The 20571-nt window shown below is 37.5% G+C and carries 27 protein-coding genes and 1 pseudogene; 12 read left to right on the plus strand and 16 right to left on the minus strand.

The features are described 5' to 3' along the window. Positions 1 to 627: 627 nt before the first annotated feature. Complete coding sequence (locus H9650_RS07600; protein ID WP_144539781.1) at positions 628 to 1143, minus strand: YwhD family protein; 516 nt, start codon at positions 1141 to 1143, stop codon at positions 628 to 630. Positions 1144 to 1210: 67 nt separating this feature from the next. Between H9650_RS07600 and H9650_RS07605 the strand changes: the two genes are divergently transcribed. Next, complete coding sequence (locus H9650_RS07605) at positions 1211 to 1396, plus strand: 2-hydroxymuconate tautomerase (protein ID WP_144539783.1); 186 nt, start codon at positions 1211 to 1213, stop codon at positions 1394 to 1396. Between the two features lie 19 nt (positions 1397 to 1415). On the opposite strand, the gene H9650_RS07610 is transcribed toward H9650_RS07605, so the two are convergent. From H9650_RS07610 to H9650_RS07620, 3 genes are all read right to left on the minus strand, one after another. Then, positions 1416 to 1931, minus strand: a complete 516-nt coding sequence (locus H9650_RS07610) for a YwgA family protein (RefSeq protein ID WP_144539785.1) — start codon at positions 1929 to 1931, stop codon at positions 1416 to 1418. Between the two features lie 13 nt (positions 1932 to 1944). After that, on the minus strand, positions 1945 to 3240 hold the full coding sequence (locus H9650_RS07615) for an HD domain-containing protein (RefSeq protein WP_144539787.1): 1296 nt from the start codon (positions 3238 to 3240) through the stop codon (positions 1945 to 1947). A 134-nt stretch (positions 3241 to 3374) separates the two neighbouring features. Next, positions 3375 to 3602, minus strand: a complete 228-nt coding sequence (locus H9650_RS07620; RefSeq protein ID WP_144539789.1) for a DUF1450 domain-containing protein — start codon at positions 3600 to 3602, stop codon at positions 3375 to 3377. Positions 3603 to 3758: 156 nt separating this feature from the next. Between H9650_RS07620 and H9650_RS07625 the strand changes: the two genes are divergently transcribed. Next, entirely contained in the window at positions 3759 to 4382 is a 624-nt protein-coding gene (locus H9650_RS07625) for an RsfA family transcriptional regulator (RefSeq protein ID WP_144539791.1), read from the plus strand. 139 nt (positions 4383 to 4521) lie between these two features. Here the strand turns inward: H9650_RS07625 and H9650_RS07630 are convergent, their stop codons facing one another. Both H9650_RS07630 and pta read right to left on the minus strand, forming a co-directional pair. Continuing rightward, positions 4522 to 5352, minus strand: coding sequence for a lipoate--protein ligase family protein (locus H9650_RS07630; RefSeq protein ID WP_144540042.1), 831 nt, complete (start codon positions 5350 to 5352; stop codon positions 4522 to 4524). A gap of 20 nt (positions 5353 to 5372) precedes the next feature. Next, complete coding sequence (pta, locus tag H9650_RS07635; protein WP_144539793.1) at positions 5373 to 6317, minus strand: phosphate acetyltransferase; 945 nt, start codon at positions 6315 to 6317, stop codon at positions 5373 to 5375. 150 nt (positions 6318 to 6467) lie between these two features. Between pta and hemQ the strand changes: the two genes are divergently transcribed. The 3 genes from hemQ (at position 6468) to gerQ (ending at position 8125) form a co-directional block, all read left to right on the plus strand. After that, positions 6468 to 7217: a hydrogen peroxide-dependent heme synthase gene (gene hemQ / locus H9650_RS07640; RefSeq protein WP_144539795.1), complete on the plus strand. Its 750-nt coding sequence runs from the start codon at positions 6468 to 6470 to the stop codon at positions 7215 to 7217. 103 nt (positions 7218 to 7320) lie between these two features. Next, the gene (locus H9650_RS07645) at positions 7321 to 7746 is read left to right on the plus strand and encodes a cell wall hydrolase (protein WP_222123076.1); all 426 of its coding nucleotides are present in this window, start codon (positions 7321 to 7323) and stop codon (positions 7744 to 7746) included. A 19-nt stretch (positions 7747 to 7765) separates the two neighbouring features. Beyond that, the gene (gene gerQ, locus H9650_RS07650; RefSeq protein ID WP_144539797.1) at positions 7766 to 8125 is read left to right on the plus strand and encodes a spore coat protein GerQ; all 360 of its coding nucleotides are present in this window, start codon (positions 7766 to 7768) and stop codon (positions 8123 to 8125) included. A gap of 183 nt (positions 8126 to 8308) precedes the next feature. Here the strand turns inward: gerQ and H9650_RS07655 are convergent, their stop codons facing one another. From H9650_RS07655 to H9650_RS07675, 5 genes are read right to left on the minus strand one after another with little or no spacing between them, the layout of a single operon-like run. Next, positions 8309 to 8689 (minus strand): DUF423 domain-containing protein, encoded by a 381-nt coding sequence (locus tag H9650_RS07655; protein WP_144539799.1) that lies wholly within the window; start codon positions 8687 to 8689, stop codon positions 8309 to 8311. 22 nt (positions 8690 to 8711) lie between these two features. Further along, on the minus strand, positions 8712 to 8972 hold the full coding sequence (locus H9650_RS07660; protein ID WP_144539801.1) for a YwdI family protein: 261 nt from the start codon (positions 8970 to 8972) through the stop codon (positions 8712 to 8714). Next, entirely contained in the window at positions 8973 to 9149 is a 177-nt protein-coding gene (locus tag H9650_RS07665; protein WP_151111417.1) for a uracil-DNA glycosylase, read from the minus strand. Between the two features lie 35 nt (positions 9150 to 9184). Then, positions 9185 to 9838 carry a uracil-DNA glycosylase gene (locus H9650_RS07670; protein ID WP_144539804.1) on the minus strand — a complete coding sequence of 218 codons (654 nt, stop codon included), beginning with the start codon at positions 9836 to 9838 and terminating at the stop codon, positions 9185 to 9187. A gap of 4 nt (positions 9839 to 9842) precedes the next feature. Continuing rightward, positions 9843 to 10601, minus strand: a complete 759-nt coding sequence (locus H9650_RS07675; protein ID WP_313955906.1) for a DUF4230 domain-containing protein — start codon at positions 10599 to 10601, stop codon at positions 9843 to 9845. Positions 10602 to 10701: 100 nt separating this feature from the next. On the opposite strand from H9650_RS07675, the gene H9650_RS07680 reads away from it, so the two are divergent. The 5 genes from H9650_RS07680 (at position 10702) to H9650_RS07700 (ending at position 14622) form a co-directional block, all read left to right on the plus strand. Continuing rightward, positions 10702 to 10959 (plus strand): DUF2207 domain-containing protein, encoded by a 258-nt coding sequence (locus H9650_RS07680; RefSeq protein WP_144539807.1) that lies wholly within the window; start codon positions 10702 to 10704, stop codon positions 10957 to 10959. 188 nt (positions 10960 to 11147) lie between these two features. Next, a complete protein-coding gene (gene thiD / locus H9650_RS07685) occupies positions 11148 to 11981 on the plus strand; it encodes a bifunctional hydroxymethylpyrimidine kinase/phosphomethylpyrimidine kinase (protein ID WP_144539809.1) in 834 nt (277 codons plus the stop codon). 148 nt (positions 11982 to 12129) lie between these two features. Continuing rightward, entirely contained in the window at positions 12130 to 12480 is a 351-nt protein-coding gene (locus H9650_RS07690) for a YojF family protein (RefSeq protein WP_144539811.1), read from the plus strand. A gap of 12 nt (positions 12481 to 12492) precedes the next feature. Continuing rightward, the gene (gene bshB2 / locus H9650_RS07695; RefSeq protein WP_144539813.1) at positions 12493 to 13179 is read left to right on the plus strand and encodes a bacillithiol biosynthesis deacetylase BshB2; all 687 of its coding nucleotides are present in this window, start codon (positions 12493 to 12495) and stop codon (positions 13177 to 13179) included. Positions 13180 to 13281: 102 nt separating this feature from the next. Beyond that, complete coding sequence (locus tag H9650_RS07700; RefSeq protein ID WP_144539815.1) at positions 13282 to 14622, plus strand: YjiH family protein; 1341 nt, start codon at positions 13282 to 13284, stop codon at positions 14620 to 14622. A 71-nt stretch (positions 14623 to 14693) separates the two neighbouring features. Here H9650_RS07700 and H9650_RS07705 read toward each other — a convergent pair whose 3' ends face one another. Further along, a complete protein-coding gene (locus H9650_RS07705; protein ID WP_144539817.1) occupies positions 14694 to 15137 on the minus strand; it encodes a GNAT family N-acetyltransferase in 444 nt (147 codons plus the stop codon). A 45-nt stretch (positions 15138 to 15182) separates the two neighbouring features. After that, positions 15183 to 15710 carry an AAA family ATPase gene (locus tag H9650_RS07710; RefSeq protein WP_144539819.1) on the minus strand — a complete coding sequence of 176 codons (528 nt, stop codon included), beginning with the start codon at positions 15708 to 15710 and terminating at the stop codon, positions 15183 to 15185. Between the two features lie 199 nt (positions 15711 to 15909). On the opposite strand from H9650_RS07710, the gene H9650_RS07715 reads away from it, so the two are divergent. Together H9650_RS07715 and H9650_RS07720 are read left to right on the plus strand one after the other, a co-directional pair. Beyond that, positions 15910 to 16158, plus strand: coding sequence for a YesK family protein (locus H9650_RS07715; protein WP_144539820.1), 249 nt, complete (start codon positions 15910 to 15912; stop codon positions 16156 to 16158). Between the two features lie 89 nt (positions 16159 to 16247). Then, positions 16248 to 16718: a DinB family protein gene (locus H9650_RS07720; protein WP_144539822.1), complete on the plus strand. Its 471-nt coding sequence runs from the start codon at positions 16248 to 16250 to the stop codon at positions 16716 to 16718. 232 nt (positions 16719 to 16950) lie between these two features. On the opposite strand, the pseudogene H9650_RS07725 reads toward H9650_RS07720, so the two are convergent. The 3 genes and pseudogenes from H9650_RS07725 to H9650_RS07735 form a co-directional block, all read right to left on the minus strand. Next, positions 16951 to 18207: pseudogene (locus H9650_RS07725) on the minus strand (neutral/alkaline non-lysosomal ceramidase N-terminal domain-containing protein). Positions 18208 to 18265: 58 nt separating this feature from the next. Continuing rightward, complete coding sequence (locus tag H9650_RS07730) at positions 18266 to 18568, minus strand: hypothetical protein (RefSeq protein ID WP_144539824.1); 303 nt, start codon at positions 18566 to 18568, stop codon at positions 18266 to 18268. Positions 18569 to 19458: 890 nt separating this feature from the next. Further along, positions 19459 to 20466, minus strand: a complete 1008-nt coding sequence (locus H9650_RS07735) for an alpha/beta hydrolase fold domain-containing protein (RefSeq protein WP_225215977.1) — start codon at positions 20464 to 20466, stop codon at positions 19459 to 19461. Positions 20467 to 20571: the final 105 nt, after the last annotated feature.

Here is a 20571-nt window from a genome sequence, read left to right on the forward strand (position 1 = left end):
CAACATTTCTAGCTTTATCTCTTAAAAGAAAAAAGATTGTAGGCAAAACACCAAAATTCATGGTGTTTGTCTACAGTATGAGAGCTGCAAGCGTTTTGCAGCTCTTTTACATTTGTAAGATTACTCATAATCGAAAGTTCAGTTTTAATAAGTACAATAAATGAAATTGTAACTACTCCATAAAAGATTACTTAGTCCCTTCTTTAGATGAAGTGACTAACTTCTACTCATTGTAATAACATGCAGCAAGCACTTTCCCCCGCCGAACGGGTTCGCAAAGAGCGAAAATCAAACAAATGTATTCTTTATTTTTCAAGCAATCAGCATATACACTAAGGCTAGATAAGCACCTTTGAAGAAGCATATGCTAATTTAGCACAAAATAAAAAGCCTTCCACCCTCCTAAGAGAGTGAAAAGCTTTTTCTTAGTATAACTTTCTGCTTAAGGTAGGAATGTTTTGGATTGGGTTTCACAATGCTTCCCAGCCCGCTACTTACTCATATTACTAAGTGTCCTAGCATTACTGTGAAGTAAGCTTTAAGTAAATTGTACTTTCTTTTTTCGATTTATTCAACCACCTAAACGGACTAAATTATAATCGAATTGAACTATAAATTATTTTAATATCATATCTCAAGGTCTTGGTGAAGCTTGATATCGCTTCTTTCCCAGATTTCTAGGTTATGGGATTGTAGGAAACTCTTTAAGATTTCTTTTGAGCGATTGTCCATAAAATCGACTAAAATTTGTCGTTTCATCGATTTATCCATTCGATTTACATGGTCTGCTAAAATCTTATAGCCACGTCGCTTCTCCCGATTAACCACCATCTCACATGCTGCTACTCCCGCGTAATATGGTCCGTCCGCTTTATGGTCAATTGTTACCCAGACTAGCCAATAGGGCTTACCGCCTTCGGAATCCTCACGATTTGTAGTAAACTTGATACCTCTTTCTGTATCGCTTCTAGCATGCATGGCACCTATTTCTACTTTTGCTGTGCCTTCTTCTATATCTATAATGACTGGAGATACGTTCTCTAGAGATAGAGAGCCAATTCCAAATCCCTTATGCCCGTCTGTTGGGTCATTTTTTATAATTGTAAATCCTACTTTTTGTTTTGGTTTTTCTTCATTAGTCATGCGTAAACTCCTTTCACTCTGTTATGATGTTAAGTATACTGATAATTTCTACAAAGGAGGTAACGAAATGCCATATGTAACTGTAAAAATGTTAGAAGGTCGTTCCGATGACCAAAAACGCGCATTAGTAGAAAAAGTGACTGAGGTAGTTGCAGAAACAACTAATGCACCCGTTGAGAATGTAGTTGTGTTCATCGAAGAGATGCCTAAAAACCATTACGCTGTAGCTGGTACTCTTTTAAGCGATAAATAATTACCTTAGAAAGCTATCCCTAGTGGATAGCTTTTTCATTCATCAAATTCATCACAAAAGAGAAAGCCTCTTCAATTTCTTCCTCTGTGTAATTCAATTTCCCTTTTACAACGTGAACTTTTTCTATTTGTTCTTCCTTTGGAAAGTTCTCAAAGTATAATAGCGTAGAAACTAGCTCTAGAAAACGGGAGCTTTTTTCTTTCATTTGCTCAATGCATATCTTCAATGCTGGACTTGCCTCAGGTACCTGAGCCATTTCCATAAAATGTTCCCCTGCATCCGTCATTTGATATTTGTATTGGACATACGAGCCTTTGTCTTGTCGTTCCTCCTGCAAGAAGCCCATATTACAAAGCTCCTCTACACGTAATGTTAACTCTTCTGAGTATGGCCCATAAATATGAAAATCATATTTCTCTTTATATGGAAACTGCAACTTCTTAGCAATATAGACCATTTTCTGTAGTTTCTTTCTTCCCGTGATCCCGTCTGCTGCTCCGATAAATTGTACAATTTTTGCATGTTCCTCTAACAATACAAACCCACCTCTATTTTAGTAAATCGAGTATCTGTTTCTTTAATGCCTTCTTCTTGCCATCTGCTGTTAAGAAGTCCTCGGGAAAATATAATTTATGGTCTGTGCGTCTTTTCCCTGAAATAGCCTCTACTACCTCTGACTGGCGAGAGAGCTCTCTAATTTCTCCATTTGGCATTTGAAGGTGAATAGGAATACGTTCTCCCTCTTCCCCTGGACGATAAAAATCGTAAGGTAAATCGGAGGACGAATCAAATACTAAGTAATACTCTGGATCGATTCCAGCCCGTTTAAATAGCTGCTCTAACTCCTTCATTTTTACGTAATCCTTTGCCAAATCAAACTCTATATATTGGAACAGCTTACGATTCACAAAGCGATTACACAAATCAGATAGGATAGAATCCTTCTCGTTCATCCATAGTTGGAAATAAGTCAATAAAACTCCCTCATCTAGCGCAAGGTAATCCTGTAGGGTAAAGCTATTATCAAAAAAACGCAAAAAGTGAGTAGGCTGCTGTTCAAAGGCATAACCAGTTTCACTTAACGCTTTCGCACGATGTAAAATTTTCGTTAAAATAACTTCTGCACTTCTGGAAACTGGATGAAAATATACTTGCCAATACATTTGATAACGACTCATAATATAATCTTCCACTGCGTGCATCCCAGTAGATTTGATAACCACTTGATCATCTAACGGACGCATAACTCGTAAAATCCGCTCCATATCGAAATGCCCATAGCTTACCCCGGTAAAATAAGCATCTCTTTGCAAGTAATCCATACGATCTGCATCTATTTGACTGGAGATTAAGCTTACAACTTGTTTATTCGGATACGTTTTACCAATGACATCCGCCACTTTTTGTGGAAAGTCATCGCTCACCCTTGAAAGAATTTCATTTACCTCTGTATCTCCAAGTAAGATTTGTTTCGTAAATTCCTCATGGTCCAAGCCAAAAACATTTTCAAATGCATGAGAAAATGGTCCATGACCTAAATCATGTAGAAGTGCTGCACACAAAACTACCAGTCTTTCAGAGGGGTCCCACGCAGGTCTTCCTTCAAAACTATCGTCCACGATTCGTCGTACAATTTCATATACACCTAGTGAATGATTAAATCTGCTATGCTCTGCACCATGGAATACTAGATAGGTAGTGCCCAGCTGTTTAATACGTCGAAGCCTTTGGAACTCCTTAGCGCCGATTACATCCCAAATCACTTGGTCGCGTACATGAATATAACGATGGACTGGATCTTTAAATACTTTTTCTTCTGCTAGCTTTTGTGTAGCATAGCTCATTTGTCACCCTCCAGTCTCTATATAAAAAAAGCTAATTACTATTAACTATTAAGTATAAAGAAAAAAGCCGCTTATGAAAAGGCGGCAATAGTTCAATACATATAGGATAACCTTCTTGCAAAGAATGTCTATTATTATGACTCCAGCTTGGCGCGTACTTTCTCCATTAATTCGTCTTCGGTTAAAGCTGCTACTGGACGATTATTAATAAAAGCAAATGTCTTCTTGCGGCCAGGGCCACAGTATGACTGACATTCTTTTATTTCAACCTCTGCCTCTGGATCGATTGCTTTTAGTTTTGGAATTAATGTTTTTAGGTTAACGGCCTGACACTCATCGCAAACTCGAAAATGGTTTGCCATAGTACACAACCCTTTCTATAAATAGATATTGTCTACACGTCATTGTATCTTAAAGTTTATATTGCTATCAAGTGTAAATTACGTGAATAAAAGAGCGATATGTTGTCCATGATGTTAATAGAACAACGAAACTATGAACATGGTAGGAGGACAAACATGGTAAAGATAAGACAAGACGCATGGATGAGAGAAAACGATGAATTGTTAGCAGAATTAGTGTTACGACACGTTCGAGAAGGTAGTACACAGCTAAACGCATTTGAAGAAGCAGGTGACGAGTTAAATCGTACTGCCGCAGCCTGTGGATTTAGATGGAATGCAGTAGTTCGCCATCAATATGAAACAGAGCTAAAGGATGCGAAGAAAGAACGAAAAGAAAAGCTACGTATTTTAGGTAAGGATTATCGTCGTAGAGGAAATGGAATCTACTTAGCTAAGCCTCAGGAAGAAGGAGAACGCACTCAATCTATTCCTGTATCAGCATTATCCATAGATATAATTATTGCTTATCTAGTACGTTTACAGCACAGTGATTCAGATATTTCTAGATACCGCCATATGGCAACTATTTCGAACGAAAAGATTCGTAAGTTAGAAAGCGAGCTTGCAAAACTTGAAAAAGAAAACGCAGCGATTAAACAAGATTACGAGCAATTTGTTCAGATTATGAACCGCGCTCGACGTCTAGTAACTTTAAATGATGAAGAGATGCCAGCTGTTCCAGTATTTCAAATGGAGAAAAACGGCAATCTAGTAACAAAAGAACCACCAACCGTTTAATCGATTGGTGGTTTTTTCTATGTCTATTATAAATCTTGCAGTGGTCTATACAAGTATAACAAGCAATTAGCCGATCATAGAGACCCTAACAGTAACACTTTGTGGACGCTAGCCAAAAACTAAGATACTATGCCGTCTCTCATCCTTCTAGCATTTTTTGGTTTCGCTTTAGCACTCTTTCTAAATAGAATTGATATAATTCCGCTTCCTCTTGAGTAAGTGATTGCGAGATTACTTGTTTGGACAGATGCTGTAGTAACCTCTGTATGCGTATTACAATATCTTGCACGCTAAAGTTTGTTTCCAACAACTCATTGAGAGAGGCCATTACATCTGGTTTAATCTGTGGGTAAGTAAACTTAGTTTCCTCTCCCTGGATGCCAATACTGTAAAACTCCTGGATTAGGCGGGCTCGTTCGCTTCCGCTTCCTTCCACACAAAGATATACTTGAACGGCAATTCCCTGTCTTAGCCTTCGTTGTGAAATTCCTGCAAATTTCTTGCCCTCGATACTTAAATCATAGGAACCTGGACAATAGGACCCAACAATTTCATAAGCTTCTATTTTACCTTCTCCCTCTGGAAAAAGTAGCTGGACAAACGCCAACATAACTTCGTATCCGGTCGATATATCTATGGAATGATTTTTTTCGGATAGCACGATTGATATATTTAAAACACCTTCATCCAACACAACCGCCAGTCCTCCTGAATTTCGAACGATCGGATTGTAGCCACGTGTACGCAAGAAATCTTGGGCGTCTTCCACAAACGGTAGCCGATGATCCTGGATTCCCATCACAACTGTTTGATCATGTATCCATGTGCGAACAGTTGCCGGTGATTGTCCTTGTCCCACCACATGACAAAGTAAATCGTCCGCTGCAAAGGATTCTAACGCTGAACGGCTTTTCCCACTCAGTGATTGGTCCCAAAAGCGCCATGCATTTTGCTCCAATAAAACATCTATTTCTGACATTCCTATTCTCCTTAATCTAGTGCTTGAGCTGCCGTAATATAAGCAAGCTTGTATACATCTTCTGCATTACAGCCTCGAGATAAATCATTAACAGGGGCATTTAATCCTTGTAGAATCGGCCCTATTGCTTCAAATTCTCCAAGACGTTCTGCGATTTTATAACCTATATTTCCTGCTTCCAGAGATGGGAAAACAAAGACACTCGCATCTCCTCTAACCTCAGCACCTGGTGCCTTCTTATCTGCAATAGAAGGAACAACGCTTGCATCGAATTGCAGCTCTCCTTCTATCGACAAATGAGGAGCTCTTTCTTTAGCCAGAATAGTCGCTTGAACGACCTTTTCCGTTTCCTCTGATTTCGCAGAACCTTTTGTTGAAAAGGATAGCATAGCTACTTTCGGCTTTATACCAAAGGCAGCAGCTGTTTTTGCTCCCTCTATCGCTATTTCTGCTAAATCCTCACTTGTAGGAGCAATAGTGATTGCGCAGTCTGCAAAAATATAACGAGTGTCATTCTTTACCATTAAAAATGCTCCACTCGTCTTAGATACACCAGGCTTTGTCTTGATAATTTGCAATGCAGGCCGAACAGTTTCAGCTGTTGTGTGGGCAGCTCCACTAACTAAGCCATGAGCTTTTTTTGTGTACACAAGCATCGTACCGAAATAATTGACATCCATTAATATCTCTTGTGCTTGCTCAGGTGTCGCTTTACCTTTTCTTCTTTCGACAAATGCATTCACGAGCTCGTCCATATATTCATAAGTTTTAGGATTTAATACTTCTAGTTCAGGTGTAATTTCTGCACCACTGCCTATTACGATTGGGTGAATTACTCCCTCTTTCTGTAACTTCAACGCTGCCTCGATGATTCTCTCATCATTTCCCTCAGGTAAAATTATAGATATGTTTTTGCCTCTTAGCCTATCTTTTATTTCTTCAAATAAATCTGCCATAACTACGCCTCCTTTAAGGATTATTTATAGAATAAGCATACACGAGTTTGTCACATTATGTCATTCTAAAATGGGGCAAATAAGGGAATTCTAAATTCGGGTGTGGTAAACTAAATATGCGAAATATTTATTAAAGGGAGTGTCATAATAATGAATGAAGCAGCTATTACATTAGATGGTTGGTACGTTTTACATGATTTCCGACAAATGGATTGGGCATCATGGAAACAAGTAGATCCTGAACTTCGTAAACAAGCAACAGATGAATTTGTTGCATTTTTAGATGAATTACAACAAGCAGATGATGCAAAAACCGGAGCGCATGCTTTCTATACTATTGTGGGCCAAAAAGCAGACTTTATGTTAATGACGTTACGTCCAACTATGGATGAATTACAAGAGCTAGAGGCACGATTCAACAAACTTACAATCGCGGACTTCACGCTTCCTGCATATTCTTACGTATCAGTAGTAGAATTATCTAACTACCTGTCTGGTGAATCAAATGAAGATCCTTATCAAAATCCACATGTGCGATCACGACTATATCCACAACTTCAGCGTTCTCAATACGTTTGCTTTTACCCAATGGACAAACGCCGTGAAGGTAATGACAACTGGTATATGCTTCCAATGGAACAACGCAAAGAATTAATGCGCAGCCACGGAATGATCGGTCGAAGCTATGCTGGAAAAGTAAAACAAATTATCTCTGGTTCTGTTGGCTTTGACGATTTCGAATGGGGAGTAACATTATTCTCAGATGATGTACTTCAATTTAAAAAATTAGTTTATGAAATGCGCTTTGATGAAGTAAGTGCTCGATATGGAGAATTCGGTTCATTCTTCGTTGGTACTATTTTAGAAGGGGAAAAACGTTCTACTTTCTTCAATCTATAATTGGAATATATGGAAAAGGCCGCCGTTTGGTGGTCTTTTTTTATCTGCAAAATTTGTCATGTTAGGTCATGCATTTACATAGTTTAATGTAGGAGGTGATGCATTGGCAGTAGTTAAGGCTACATCCAAACAAATCGACCTACTAGCAAGGCTAATGCGGGCAGAAGCGGAGGGGGAAGGCGAGCTAGGAATGTTGATGGTCGGTAATGTTGGCGTTAATCGAGTTCGTACTGCTTGTTTAGATTTTGAGAATATACGAAACCTCGAAGAAATGGTTTTTCAACGCCCGGGTGGTTTTGAAGCTACTACTAAGCCATATTTTTACCAGCGTGCAAGAGATGCCGACATAAGATTAGCACAGCGAGTGGTCAACGGTGAGCGTTTTCATCCAGCTACTAGATCACTCTGGTTTTTTGATCCAGGTGAGAATACGCCATGTCCTGCTCAATGGTATGGTCAATGGAATACTGGGCGTTTCAAAGCACATTGCTTCTTTTCACCTACTGCAGAGGAATGTCCAGAGATTTAAAAACAGAGAGGATGTATAAATGGTTCAGTATTATTGGTACCCTGGTAGCTATCCAAATCAGCAATATCAACAAGGACAACAAGCACAGCAAATTCCTGGTCAACAACAGCAGTATACTCCAGGTGTGCAAATACCCGCTGGCGGACGCCAAGAAGAATCCTATGTTGAAAACATCTTAAGAGCAAACAGAGGAAAATTAGGCACGTTCTATTTTACTTTTGAAAACAATGCAACAAGAAACAATGTAATAGTGACTGGGTATGTAGAGGCTGCTGGACGCGACCACGTTATTCTCAGCGATCAAAATGGCAAACGTTACTTAATGTTAATGATTTACTTTGATTATGCGACATTTGATGAAGAAATAAATTACTACTAAAAATGTATGGCTTATTCTTTCTTAGAGTAAGCCTTTTCTCATGAGCAAAATATATATCTAATGCAAGCATCCCCCACGGTAACATTTGCTTTTACACTGTCTGTTCACCTATTCCCCTTCTTAAGCACGTGCATATAAAAAAGGCAGACTCTTCTTTCTCCAGAGCCTGCCTTAATTTATTTATTAATTTGCGTATTTTGCCGCTGCAACTATTAGCATTATCCAACCTGCTAGGAATGCTACGCCACCAATTGGTGTGATTGCGCCTAGGACACTAATGCCCGTTAAGCTAAGGATATAAAGACTTCCCGAGAAAATAATAATTCCTGCAAGTATAAGATAACCCGCCGTGTTTAGCTGCGACACAGACCCCCATACTTTACTGCTCATCAAGATACCAATGGCTACTAGCGCTAGAGCATGAAACATTTGATATTGAACGGCAGTTTCCCATGTTGCTAAATACTTGTCTGCGACTCTACCTTCTAATAAATGGGCGCCAAAGGCACCTAAGGCTACCGATAGGAATCCATTGATAGCACCTGCGATGATGAAAAATTTCAAGGTCTTTCCCTACTTTCTATTGTTAAAAGTCAAATAGTGATTCTCCGTTTGCATCCTCTTCCTTTAGAGTGGTGGAAGGTGCAGTTAACACATTGCTTTTGGTAACCATCATAGTAGAAGGCACATGCACATTTGGGCTCTCTGAGAGTGGCACAGTAAGTGCTACGTCACATAAAGCTTTGATAGCAGCAAGACTTTCTCGGATTGATTGGTCTCCTGAGACTGCCTTTGCCTCCTGAAGCTGTTTTTCTATTTGCAGCAAAATCTGTCTATTGGAAATCATTTATTTACGCCCCTCCACTTGCTTTAGTTCAAATTTTAAGCATTCCACACCTGAAGATTTTTTTACTAATGCAGATGGGAGCTCCTGTGTTTTAAACTGGTACGCCTTACAGCCACGTGGATGGTTTGCATCCCAGGTTGTAAAAAAATGACGACATCTAAAGCAATTTACAGCCAATTTACTCCCTACTTTCTTAAGTTATATTAGCATAGTCAGAGGCAAAAATCGATTGGCTTGTCATTCCACTCTTGTAGCTTCGCATTAATTTGTGAGTAGGGTCTGCTCCCTAAAAAGCCTCTGTGAGCACTCAAAGGACTAGGGTGAGTCGATTGAATGATATGGTGCCTCGGTGTGTCTATCATTTTCATCTTAGCTTGAGCAGGCTTTCCCCATAGTACAAAAATGATAGGCTTTTCACGATCGGAAAGTTTCTGAATGACTGTATCTGTGAAACGTTCCCAGCCCATTCCTTTGTGAGAATTTGCAACTCCCGCTCTTACTGTCAAAACTGTGTTTAATAATAAAACACCTTGCTTTGCCCATTTTTCCAGATGTCCATTCGATGGAATAGGACAACCTAAATCCTCTTCTAGCTCCTTTAACATATTTCGCAAGCTTGGTGGAACTTTAACTCCCGGCTTCACAGAAAAGCTTAAACCGTGAGCCTGTCCAGGACCGTGGTATGGGTCTTGCCCTAAAATGACCACCTTTACTTCTTCATATGGAGTTAAAAGGAAAGCGCTCCCTATTTCTTCTCTGGGAGGAAAAATCGTATGTTCGGCATATTCCTTATCCAGAAAGGATTGTAGCTCTTGGAAGTAAGACTTTTCCCATTCTTCTCCTAAAACCTCTTTCCAGCTAGTCATAGCATCACTCCTCAAATTGTACTTGTACATCATATTCGATGAGCTGGAACATTTCCTGTACAGCTTTTATAGCATTTTCTTCTGCTAGCTCGAGAATTCCTTGTCCAGTAGATTCTTCAATCATCATTTCCTTGGCAGTCGAGGCTAGTTCATACGCCTCTTCAATATCGGCCTTTTCTCGAAATAATCCCTCGTAGGAAAACACCTCTACTTGATCGAAGAGTATTTCTGGACCTCCTAAAAATTCCGGCTTAGGCAATGTTAAAACAGCAGTCTTGTTTTCTTCATCTACCTTAATATCTGATTCGGTCACCTCCGAAAAATCAACACCAGCTTTAACTGACCCTGGAACTACAACTAAAAGCTGTCTCTTTGTCCCTGGTAAATCTAGTCCAATTTCTTTTCCAAAAACCGCATTATCTTGTCGTTCAATTATTACCTTTGTATATGCCTGTGCAGTGGATAATTCATTTAGCCCCTGCACCCTTTCTACAAATGACCCCTTTGTTTCTGTAAAGGTGCTCCCTTGAATTGCCCAAAATGCTGCGAATGGTAAAGCAGCAATTAGTAAGAAAGCAATAACAGAGAGGAATAGAACAGTTTTAAATTTAAATCTAGAGAAAAATAGAGGAATACTCCAAAGCTTAAAACTTCTTTTCGGTCTCTCTTCTACAATTGTAGCTGCACTTTCCTCATTTTGGGCCTTCAATTCCTTAAGAAGCTTTTCCATTTCTCGAATCTTATCATCTTTGTGCAAGTCCATCCCTCTCTTCCTATTAATCTAATACGTTTACAGTAAAGAAAAGTTTCTCTATTAACAACTAATCCGCCCAATGATACGATGGTAAAAAGGGGAAATGCATATGGCAGATTTTCAACATCGAGAAAAATTGAAAAAACTTGAAGAAGCTGCAGTAAACAATAACGTTCCTGCCAAGGCAAATAATATTGGGATAGGTTGTTTTTTAATGGGTACAATAATTTTTATATGTTTCTTATTATTTTTGTCTATCTCTCTATATTATAACGAAATTTTCATAGGTTCGATTATCACTTTTATGGTCGCTCTGGTATTTGCTTTCATATTGTTTAAACTATGGACAGCCCCAAAGCTACCTTAATTGAATTTTCATACCTATCTGATACAATGAAGAAAAGCGCAAGCGCCTATTTCTGCCCCGACAAGCAAATGGGGAAAAGTGAGGAGGCATTTCCTCTTTCCACTAGGGACTAAGCGCTCAGAGCTAGATCAACTTTGATTTTCTTATCTAAAAAACAATCAACTTTTAAGTAAAAAGGAGAACTTCACATGACAATAAAAAAAACATTAACAATTGCAGGTTCTGATACTTCAGGTGGTGCTGGGATACAAGCTGACTTAAAAACATTCCAGGAACACGGAACCTACGGGATAAATGTTCTTACAGTGATAGCTACAATGGATCCAGATAATAATTGGAGTCATGGAGTATTTTCCCTTCCAGTAGATGAGATTAAACGTCAAGCTAAAACAGCGTTATCTACAAACGTCGATGCCATTAAAACTGGGATGCTAAGTACGGAAGAAATTATCGAAGAAACCGGCAATATTATCGAGAAATCTGGAGTTACTAGTATCGTTATAGATCCTGTTATGGTTTGTAAGGGAGAAGACGAGGTTTTGAATCCTGGGACAGTAGACGCAATGATTACTCATTTGTTACCTCGTGCACTTGTAGTAACCCCTAATTTATTTGAAGCTGGTCAGCTGTCAGGATTAGGAACACTTAAATCTATTGAAGATATGAAGGCAGCCGCTGAGAAAATTCATTCACTTGGGGCTAAAAATGTAGTCATCAAGGGTGGAAAACAACTGGCTCACGATAAAGCGGTTGATCTTTTCTATGACGGACAAACTCACACACTGTTAGAAACAGAGAAAACAGAAACTACTTATAATCATGGTGCTGGTTGTACATTTGCAGCTGCTATTACAGCAAACTTAGCAAATGGCCTTTCTGTAGCAGATGCGGTGTTGAAAGCTAAAGAATTTGTGGCTGCCGCAATTGCACATGGATGGAAGCTGAACCAATACGTGGGACCAGTTCTTCATGGTGCCAAAGGAAAATTCGGTGCCCCAGAAGTAACAACTACTACAGTTTGATACTCCTCCACTCGCAAAGTCTAACGAGGCTTTGCGAGTTTTTACATCATATAAGATTACGTAATATAAACAACGGTTCAATCATTCGCTTGATGAACTGTTTTTCATTATACTATTAAAAGACAGTATGCTAGGAGGCAATGAAATTATGGAACTAGTGAATATGGAACGACTACAAGAATTATTAAATAGCTTTGCAAATGAGGATGTGTATATACATTTGGAAACGACAAATGGTGCATATGCTACTCATTTCAACGAAAATGTGTTTAATGCAGGTGCATTTATTCGGAATGTAATGATTCGCTATGAGCTTGGAAAAGTAGCTGGAGAGGCTCCTCATCGTGTTGGACTAAAGCTTCCTCACGGATGGGTCTATGCACAAGGGATCACTCATTATGAATTAGATGAGCACGGTAGACTGCTAATGGCTGGACACGACCAAAGTGGAAAGCTTGCTGTAGCTCTTGAAATAAGCAAAACACCATTTACATATTAAGGAGGAATAAAAATGAATTTACCAATGGAACGATCTGTCTTGGTCGTATTCCCTCACCCAGATGACGAGGCTTTCGGAGTTTCTGGAACAATAGCTACTTATGTGAAACAAGGAATCCCTGTGACTTACGCTTGCCTAACTTTAGGGGAAATGGGTCGAAACCTTGGGAACCCTCCTTTTGCAACTCGCGAGACATTGCCACAAATTCGTAAGCAGGAGTTGCTTGCCTCAGCAAAGTCTATGGGAGTTACAGACCTACGAATGATGGGTCTTAGAGACAAGACAGTAGAATTCGAAGATGATGAAAAGATGGTCAAAATGATGGAGGATTTAATCGCTGATACGAATCCTTCTTTGGTCATTACATTCTATCCTAACTATGCCGTGCATCCAGATCACGATGCAACCGGAAGAGCAATGATTCGCGCAGTCCGTAGAATGCCAGAAGAACAACGTCCAAAGGTATACGCACTAGCATTTTCAAACGATTCAAAAGAAGTGTTAGGCGAGCCAGATATAATCCATGATATTTCTGGATCAAGTGAGGAAAAAATGGGCTCTATGCGAGCACACATTTCCCAAACAGCTTGGATGCTAGAGGAAATGGAAAAACGTTTAGCTGATGGAGAGCCAGAAGCTGAAAATTGGCTACACTTTGAGCGGTTCTACACATACGATTTCAATAAAGATTTCGAATAATGGAACATTTTTACCAGCTATAGACTTACCTTCTGGAATGAATTATCATGTGTAAAACACCTATTTCTTGCATAATTATTCAAAAAGAAAGTTGGCCTTCACTTGAAAAAATTTAGCTTATTTACTTGGCTTTTATTTCTTCTCCCTTCTATAGCTGGTGTCATCCTTTTCATGATCCCGCTACCAATTGGTGGAGAAGTTAAAATTCCTATCGCATGGTTTGCGAGCCTATTATCAGGAGTACTTGAACCGATCGTGCATTGGGTCGCCCTTATCACTTTGTTCATTGCGGCTATTGGTTCTCTAGTTTTTTTGTTTATTCCAAAGAACAATTCGTTTATTAATAACCTATTTAAGGTTTCTATATTTTGGACAATCACCCGAGTAGTCGGTGCAGTTTTTTCTGTATTAATCATTTTCCAAATTGGCCCCGAGGTTATTTGGAGCGAAAATACGGGAGGACTTTTACTAGCACCTGATGGGCTGGTTTCCTTCCTGTTTACAATTTTCCTATTTGCAGGCCTATTACTGCCTCTTCTATTGAATTTTGGTTTATTAGAGTTTTTTGGGACGATGATGGTTAAAATTATGCGTCCATTATTTAAGCTTCCAGGACGCTCCGCTGTAGATGCACTTACTTCTTGGGTTGGAGATGGAACCATTGGTGTCTTGTTAACAAGCAGACAATATGAGGAAGGCTATTACACAAAAAAAGAAGCGGCTATTATTGGCTCCACTTTTTCAGTTGTTTCCATCACCTTCTGTATTGTCGTACTTGAACAAGTCGGGTTAGAAAAGTATTTCGCACCCTATTACTTAACTGTCCTGCTTTGTGGTGTGGTACTTGCATTTATAATGCCACGAATTTATCCATTAGCAGGCAAAGAAGAAGTTCATATAGACGGTCGCCCATTAGACCTAGAAGCAGAGAAATATCCAGAAAATTATAATGCTCTAACACATGGTTTAGAAAATGCGTTAAATACAGCTAATAAAAACCGTTCTGTTAAAAGATTTTTTTCAGATGGTATAAAGAATGTCATTGATATGTATATAGGTGTTGCTCCAGTCGTACTAGCATTTGGAACAATTGCATTGATGCTAGCTGAGTACACACCATTCTTTACGATATTAGGTAAACCATTTGAGCCACTGCTCCTGTTATTTGGAATACCAGAGGCTGCAGCAGCTGCACAAACAATGGTAGTTGGCTTTGCGGATATGTTCCTTCCTACTATTCTAGGTGCTTCAATTGAATCTGAGCTAACGAGATTCTTTATAGCAACTATGTCAGTTACTCAGTTGATTTACATGTCCGAAGTTGGTGGATTATTACTTGGCTCTAAAATTCCGGTTAACTTTAAAGACTTAATTGTAATTTTCTTATTGCGTACACTGATTTCATTCCCTATCATTGCGGTAGTCGCACATCTATTGTTTTAAAAGGAAAACGCTTGGAAAACTCCAAGCGTTTTTTTATTATCTGCTGGACACTTTAAGCGGCATTTCCTATGTTATATCAGATTTAACTCATACTGATAAAATTGAGAATCCTTAGTGTATCCACTTTTTTCATATAGTCTCTGTGCAGCATAATTGTCTATTGCTGTAGATAGACTAATGCTTTTTGCTCCTGTTTCAATAGCATAATCTTTTGCCTTTTGTAAGAGCATTTCTCCTACTCCTTTTTTTCTGGCTGTTTTGTCTACATATAAGTCATTTAAAATCCAAGTTCTTTTCATAGATACTGATGAAAATGTAGGATATAGTTGTGTAAAACCAACGTAGACTTCTCGATCTCTAACTACAAATATGACCGAATCTTCATTTACTAAACGTTTTTTTATGTAGGTTTTTGCACCTTCTATATCTGACTCCTGCTGATAAAATATGCGATAAAGATTAAATAAATTTGACATACCTTCTAAATCTTCAATGGTAGCTTGGAATATTTCCATACTTCTCTCTCCTTTATAATGGATGGGCAATATTACATGATAGTTCTAATTTTCAATTACAATTTCTCCCTCTTCTTTTGGTGTTTCGAAACCATTAAGGTAGGAAATTAAAACTTCTTCTGTAATCGGGAACGCATTGGCATCAAAACGTTTGTTTCGTATTTTAAGTCGTTCACGCAAATCATCAGGATGAACTTTTAAATAAATAAGTTTCCACTTACCGCCGTACTTTTCAATAAGCTTTTTATATTGTTCTCTTCTCACACGATTCCAAAAACTGAAGTCAATTACTACCTGTTGTTTGTCCTGAATTAATTTTATTAACTGATTTCGCAATTTTCTTTCTGCCTCTTTCTTGTACTCCTCAATCATTTCCATTGGAAAATCAATCCCGAACCGACCATTAGTAGCCCATATTTCTTCATCAATAGAAAGACGAAAAAAGCCTTCTTTTTCTAATCGTTGGGAGAATGTAGTTTTTCCAGAACCAGCCACACCACACATCATTACTACTAGAGGAGTGAGGTCATCTCGTTCACGATAAATTAAGTCAAAATTAAACTTTTCAAACATCTGAATAATACCTCCAATTATTCAAAATAAATCTATCAAACAAGCTCTAATGCTCCGTTAGATTAGGAAAAAGAAAAGGGCGCTCTTCCAACACGACAGATACATTATATTTCTTGATAATTACTGTAACAAAAAGATTTAATTTTCAGATAAAATAATATATATTTGATTATTTTTCCACTAAAGGGAGAGAAGCTTTGTGCAAATCTTTATTTATATAGCTTTAGCTACTATTATCATAGTTACCATTTCATCTACAATTCTTCGAAGAAAGAATTATCGAAAGTATGGGATACCTACTGCTTTTTTAATAGGAATATCATTTGTAATCGCTGTCGTAAGCTTTTTCACATTGGATGGCTGGGAATCAATGGGGTTTTTCTTTATGTTTATTTGCATTACCATCGGTTCACTTATTGGCACAGGAATTTCAATGTTATTAAACTAAAGCGCCTGTTAGTTATCAACAATCACTCTCTTTTAATCGAACGTTCATTCGTGTATATTTAATACATACCAAATAAAGGAGAATAAATTATGAACTCAATTGATTTAATTCTTTTAAATTTCAACGAAGTACGAAGAAGAAGTGTTAAAGTTTGGACATCTATTCCCCAAGAAAAACTAAATTGGAAACCTGATGACGAAGCAATGACTTGTTTAGAGATGATTAGACATGTTCTAGAAAGTGAACATTATTACCAGTTAGCTATCCAAAATCAAGGCAGCTTGGCAGTATTTGAATCCCCTTTTGATAAGCAACCCTTTTCTACCGTAAATGCGGAATTGAAATTTGCAGAACCATTTAGAAATCACTTTTTAGAAACTATTAAGTCATTTTCAGAAGAAGATTTATCAAGTATTAAAATTGATCGTTCTGATTCTGGTTACATAAGAAGTTTGGGTGACATGTTGCTAAGAGTCGCCTATCATGAATCTGTCCATACCGGCCAATTGCTGGATTACTTAAGAATGGCAGAGGTTCCAAGAGTACGTGTTTGGGATTAATTTATCTTAGAGGTGTATCACTTAAGTGATATGCCTTTTTTTAGATAATAAGTGACTTGAGCAATATGCGACTTAAAATATTCTCTTCTCCTATTCACCTATACTGCTTTATTTCAGTAAGAAAAAAAATTGTCTTTGCAAGCCCATGATCTTTAAGTAGTCTAGTAAAAGGAAACCCTGTAGAATGGTTCCTCCCCTAATAATTTTTCTCGAATCAATGTAACTTATATTTTTAAAATAAATCTAATGCCCTCTCAATAATAAGTGTAGCTGTATTTTCATCAGGTGGCATCCATAGATTTGTAATTGGTCCATATACCACATGGTTTAGTTCAACTTCATAACCACCTTCCAAAAAGGCCTCTTTTGTAGGCAAATATCCTAAATAACCGTTAGTGTAGCCACCAAAAAAGGCAAGCTCATCCGAAAGTTTTTCTTTGAATTCAATGGCAGTTTCTGAGAAAGGTTCCATTGGTATTCCAGTAAACGACCCTTCGTTAATTTGAGTTGACTGAATTTCTATATTGATAGTTAAATATGTCTCATTTCGTTTGCGTTTATCTAAAATGACAGAATGCCATCTATCGGTATTTACACCCCATTCTTTTTCAGCTAGTTTGGCCATTTTATGTATTTCTAAAGGTTCAGGTATTTCTTTCAATCTCATCAATAATGTAGTTGAGACTACCTTTAAAATTTTAATAGGTTCAAATTTTACTTTAGGAAGCATGGTTAACACGTAACCGCTTAAAGCTTATGCCATTTTTTCCATATTCTCCAATGAACCGCGATACATAGCATTAATATTCCCCGAAGCCCCTTGTACAACGATTACAGTACATTTTAATATATTTTCAAGGATTTCCCTTGTTAAGCCTGGATAATCTGCTGATAAGATATCACTATCTCCTTTTAATACATTCGGATGGGCTGTACAGAATATAATTAGTCCGGATAATTTCTTTGTTTTCTCGTTTCTTATCACTAAAATACCAACTCTTTTATCAACTGGACCAATTGGATTTGTACCCATTATCACTTTACCGTCAGGAGTATTTTCCCTTCGATTAATTCCTAATTCACCAAGAGTTACATTCCAACCAATCTCTGATAGTTGTAAATTTTTATCGGCCAAAATCGCTGCTTTTACAGCGTTGCTCATTAATGTGTCTTTATAAATCTTAACTATTTTTTTTGTGCTTACTGTAGCGGGACCAGAATGCGTATGAGTATAAACTACTGTAATTTGTTCAGTAGGAATTTTCAACTTACTTGAAGTTTGTTTACGGATAACTAAAGTGTCTTCAACTAACATTCCAATATTATCAATACTAATAAACACAGATTTAGTATTATTGTTTTCAAACACAAATGCAGTTACAAAGATATGTTCGTTAATATTACTAACTCCTGTAGGCCGATGGTATCCGATAAAATCAATACCCAAAGGAGGTGTAATATCTACCTTGTAAACTCCTGCTCTACTCAAATAGTTCTCTCCATTCTATAGATTAACTTATCAAATTGTTCTTCAACAATCTGTTTCGTTAGTTTAATAAGAAACTCAGTACTGGTGGTAATAATAAGAGGCTAATTGAACTGAAAATAAGTATTCTAGAAACTATTTTCGGTAATTTTTTTCTACCTTTTCCTTTATACCATCCGCTAAATTGCAATTTATTTCTATAGAGTACAAAAATCAGAATAAGAATAGCTAAAGAACCTAGCCAGTTATATTTTTCAGTATAAGTGCCAATTCCTATATACATTTCTTTTAAAAAGTAACCTAACATTGCACCTACAATAGCAAATATAAATATTACTCGTATTAACTCCAACAAGACTCTCATGTTACTCCCCTAACTTTTTATTAAAAAAATTTAACATTTATATCACAAGCCATCATTTTACTAAAGAAAAAAAACAGGTCTCTACGATCTGAACTGTTAAGACGTTCTCCTAGTACAAAAAGGTATCCATTTGGCAGAGCAATTACACCTAAATTTTGTGCTAAGTAAGGCTCTTCGTAACTTTAACCGGTAATAAAAAGTTCATCGTTTTCATAAGTGATATTACTTTCACCCAGTCCAATAATTCATTTTTTCTTTAGTTTCCCACATTCAATAGCTCTTTTCTTATAGAATAATTCATTCAATTAATACCTTCGACATCGCGCTAATAATACCTGCTCGTTAAACTACATTGCTTCAAAAGTATAATAAGTAAAAAGAGCCCCCTAAGCAGCTCAACAATATCTTTCATTAAAGTAACCTTTAATTTAACAAGACAATCGAATATATTGATATTTGTTCACCATAAAAAATAATGATGCTCCCTATAATAAACATTGGGAAGGCTAGCAATATCCTGTTTTTTTTAATTATCCGTACTTCTATTATTATCAATATTACGTGATAGATTCCATTTAAAGTAGACGGATAATAACCTTAATATAACAATTATGATTAAGAGCGAATATGTGGCATAGGGGCCGGTAACGATCCTTTTAACTTAATAAGCACTTCAATATCTTAAATCCATATTTGCTTTTTAAAAAGAAACAATCCTAATAGGGAAAATATATTATAAATTCAATCTCATAAAAGACTGTTTTTCGAAAGCTTTAAACAAAACCTTCGTCATTCTAAGTGATATAACCATAGGCTATAAAGAAATAATTCACTATTTTAAAAAGAGAATAAAATAAAAATAGGGTGGCAAAATTGCCACCCGCAAGAATTTATTTTAATACACGATTGAGAAAACTAAATACTTCTTTTAGGTTTTCCTCTGAATTAAAAGGTTCCCCTCCGTGAACTGCGCCTTCCAAAAGTGTAAGCTCTACCTTCTCATCACCTAAAACATCTGTTAGTTTTTCAGAGAAATCAATGGACTGTTGCGTTGGCACGTTCGGATCAGCCGTTCCGTGTTGGATAAAAAAGGCTGGATCATTTTTTGTAATGTAAGTTTCCGGGTTCGCTTTCTCTACTTCCTCTATATTTTCGGTAATATTTCCTCCGATGTACTTGCTTTCCGGAGAATCATCTGAGCTTCGTTCTCCTATTTTTGGAGTGATTCCGGATTCCGTAAACTGCTCATCCAGTTTCATAAAGTCAATTTGTCCATACCAATCAACGACAGCTTGTACTTCAGAAGAATATTCCATATTTTCAGTATTTTGACCATTTAAAGAGTCGTCATCTCCACTCGTACCGACTAGTGCCGCTAAATTTCCGCCCGCACTGCCTCCCCATGCCACAACCTTTTCAGAGTCCAAGTTGTATTCTTCCGCATTAGCTTTAACATAACGAATTGCAGCTTTTATATCACTAATCGCTGCAGGAAATATCGCTTCACCTGAAAGTCTATAGTTGACCGCTACAACTGCATACCCGTGATTGACACCTTCTATCATGGCAGTCAGGTCCGTCCCTGTTTTATCTCCCTGCATGAATCCACCCCCGTGGATTGCGATGATTACTGGAAACGGTCCTTCGCCTTCATTGGGAAAATAAATGTCCAGCTTTTGCGTTTCCGATTGGCTGCCGTATTTTACATCTAATTGTTTGTTCTTAATGAAAGAGGTATCAATTGCCTCAGCAACCTGTTGTTTCATTTCTGCTTGCTGAGTTGTTTCCGTTTCTTCACTATTTTTTGGAGCCGTTTCTTTGGAACTGCTTGATGAACACCCAGCTAATAATACCATTGCTAGGGACATTGATAAAATTGTTGATATAGATTTTTTCATTTGTGCTTCACTCCTAATTGTTTTGTATGTTCTTTCTATAAATTGATCATAACAAAACATTGTGGCACAAAAATGGCAGAAAAACGAGGTAAAATGAACGTTTTT

The organism is Psychrobacillus faecigallinarum, from assembly GCF_014836595.1.
Lineage (GTDB): Bacteria > Bacillota > Bacilli > Bacillales_A > Planococcaceae > Psychrobacillus > Psychrobacillus faecigallinarum.

Excerpts from the sequence above, each read along its gene's own strand:
- H9650_RS07620 (WP_144539789.1), bottom strand. The coding sequence starts at position 3,602 with ATGGCAAACCATTTTCGAGTTTGCGATGAGTGTCAGGCCGTTAACCTA.
- H9650_RS07680 (WP_144539807.1), top strand. The coding sequence starts at position 10,702 with ATGGCAGATTTTCAACATCGAGAAAAATTGAAAAAACTTGAAGAAGCT.
- bshB2 (WP_144539813.1), top strand. The coding sequence starts at position 12,493 with ATGAATTTACCAATGGAACGATCTGTCTTGGTCGTATTCCCTCACCCA.
- thiD (WP_144539809.1), top strand. The coding sequence starts at position 11,148 with ATGACAATAAAAAAAACATTAACAATTGCAGGTTCTGATACTTCAGGT.
- H9650_RS07615 (WP_144539787.1), bottom strand. The coding sequence starts at position 3,240 with ATGAGCTATGCTACACAAAAGCTAGCAGAAGAAAAAGTATTTAAAGAT.
- H9650_RS07720 (WP_144539822.1), top strand. The coding sequence starts at position 16,248 with ATGAACTCAATTGATTTAATTCTTTTAAATTTCAACGAAGTACGAAGA.
- H9650_RS07625 (WP_144539791.1), top strand. The coding sequence starts at position 3,759 with ATGGTAAAGATAAGACAAGACGCATGGATGAGAGAAAACGATGAATTG.
- H9650_RS07705 (WP_144539817.1), bottom strand. The coding sequence starts at position 15,137 with ATGGAAATATTCCAAGCTACCATTGAAGATTTAGAAGGTATGTCAAAT.
- H9650_RS07670 (WP_144539804.1), bottom strand. The coding sequence starts at position 9,838 with ATGACTAGCTGGAAAGAGGTTTTAGGAGAAGAATGGGAAAAGTCTTAC.
- H9650_RS07600 (WP_144539781.1), bottom strand. The coding sequence starts at position 1,143 with ATGACTAATGAAGAAAAACCAAAACAAAAAGTAGGATTTACAATTATA.
- H9650_RS07730 (WP_144539824.1), bottom strand. The coding sequence starts at position 18,568 with ATGAGAGTCTTGTTGGAGTTAATACGAGTAATATTTATATTTGCTATT.
- H9650_RS07605 (WP_144539783.1), top strand. The coding sequence starts at position 1,211 with ATGCCATATGTAACTGTAAAAATGTTAGAAGGTCGTTCCGATGACCAA.
- H9650_RS07660 (WP_144539801.1), bottom strand. The coding sequence starts at position 8,972 with ATGATTTCCAATAGACAGATTTTGCTGCAAATAGAAAAACAGCTTCAG.
- gerQ (WP_144539797.1), top strand. The coding sequence starts at position 7,766 with ATGGTTCAGTATTATTGGTACCCTGGTAGCTATCCAAATCAGCAATAT.
- pta (WP_144539793.1), bottom strand. The coding sequence starts at position 6,317 with ATGGCAGATTTATTTGAAGAAATAAAAGATAGGCTAAGAGGCAAAAAC.
- H9650_RS07735 (WP_225215977.1), bottom strand. The coding sequence starts at position 20,466 with ATGAAAAAATCTATATCAACAATTTTATCAATGTCCCTAGCAATGGTA.
- hemQ (WP_144539795.1), top strand. The coding sequence starts at position 6,468 with ATGAATGAAGCAGCTATTACATTAGATGGTTGGTACGTTTTACATGAT.
- H9650_RS07675 (WP_313955906.1), bottom strand. The coding sequence starts at position 10,601 with ATGGACTTGCACAAAGATGATAAGATTCGAGAAATGGAAAAGCTTCTT.
- H9650_RS07710 (WP_144539819.1), bottom strand. The coding sequence starts at position 15,710 with ATGTTTGAAAAGTTTAATTTTGACTTAATTTATCGTGAACGAGATGAC.
- H9650_RS07690 (WP_144539811.1), top strand. The coding sequence starts at position 12,130 with ATGGAACTAGTGAATATGGAACGACTACAAGAATTATTAAATAGCTTT.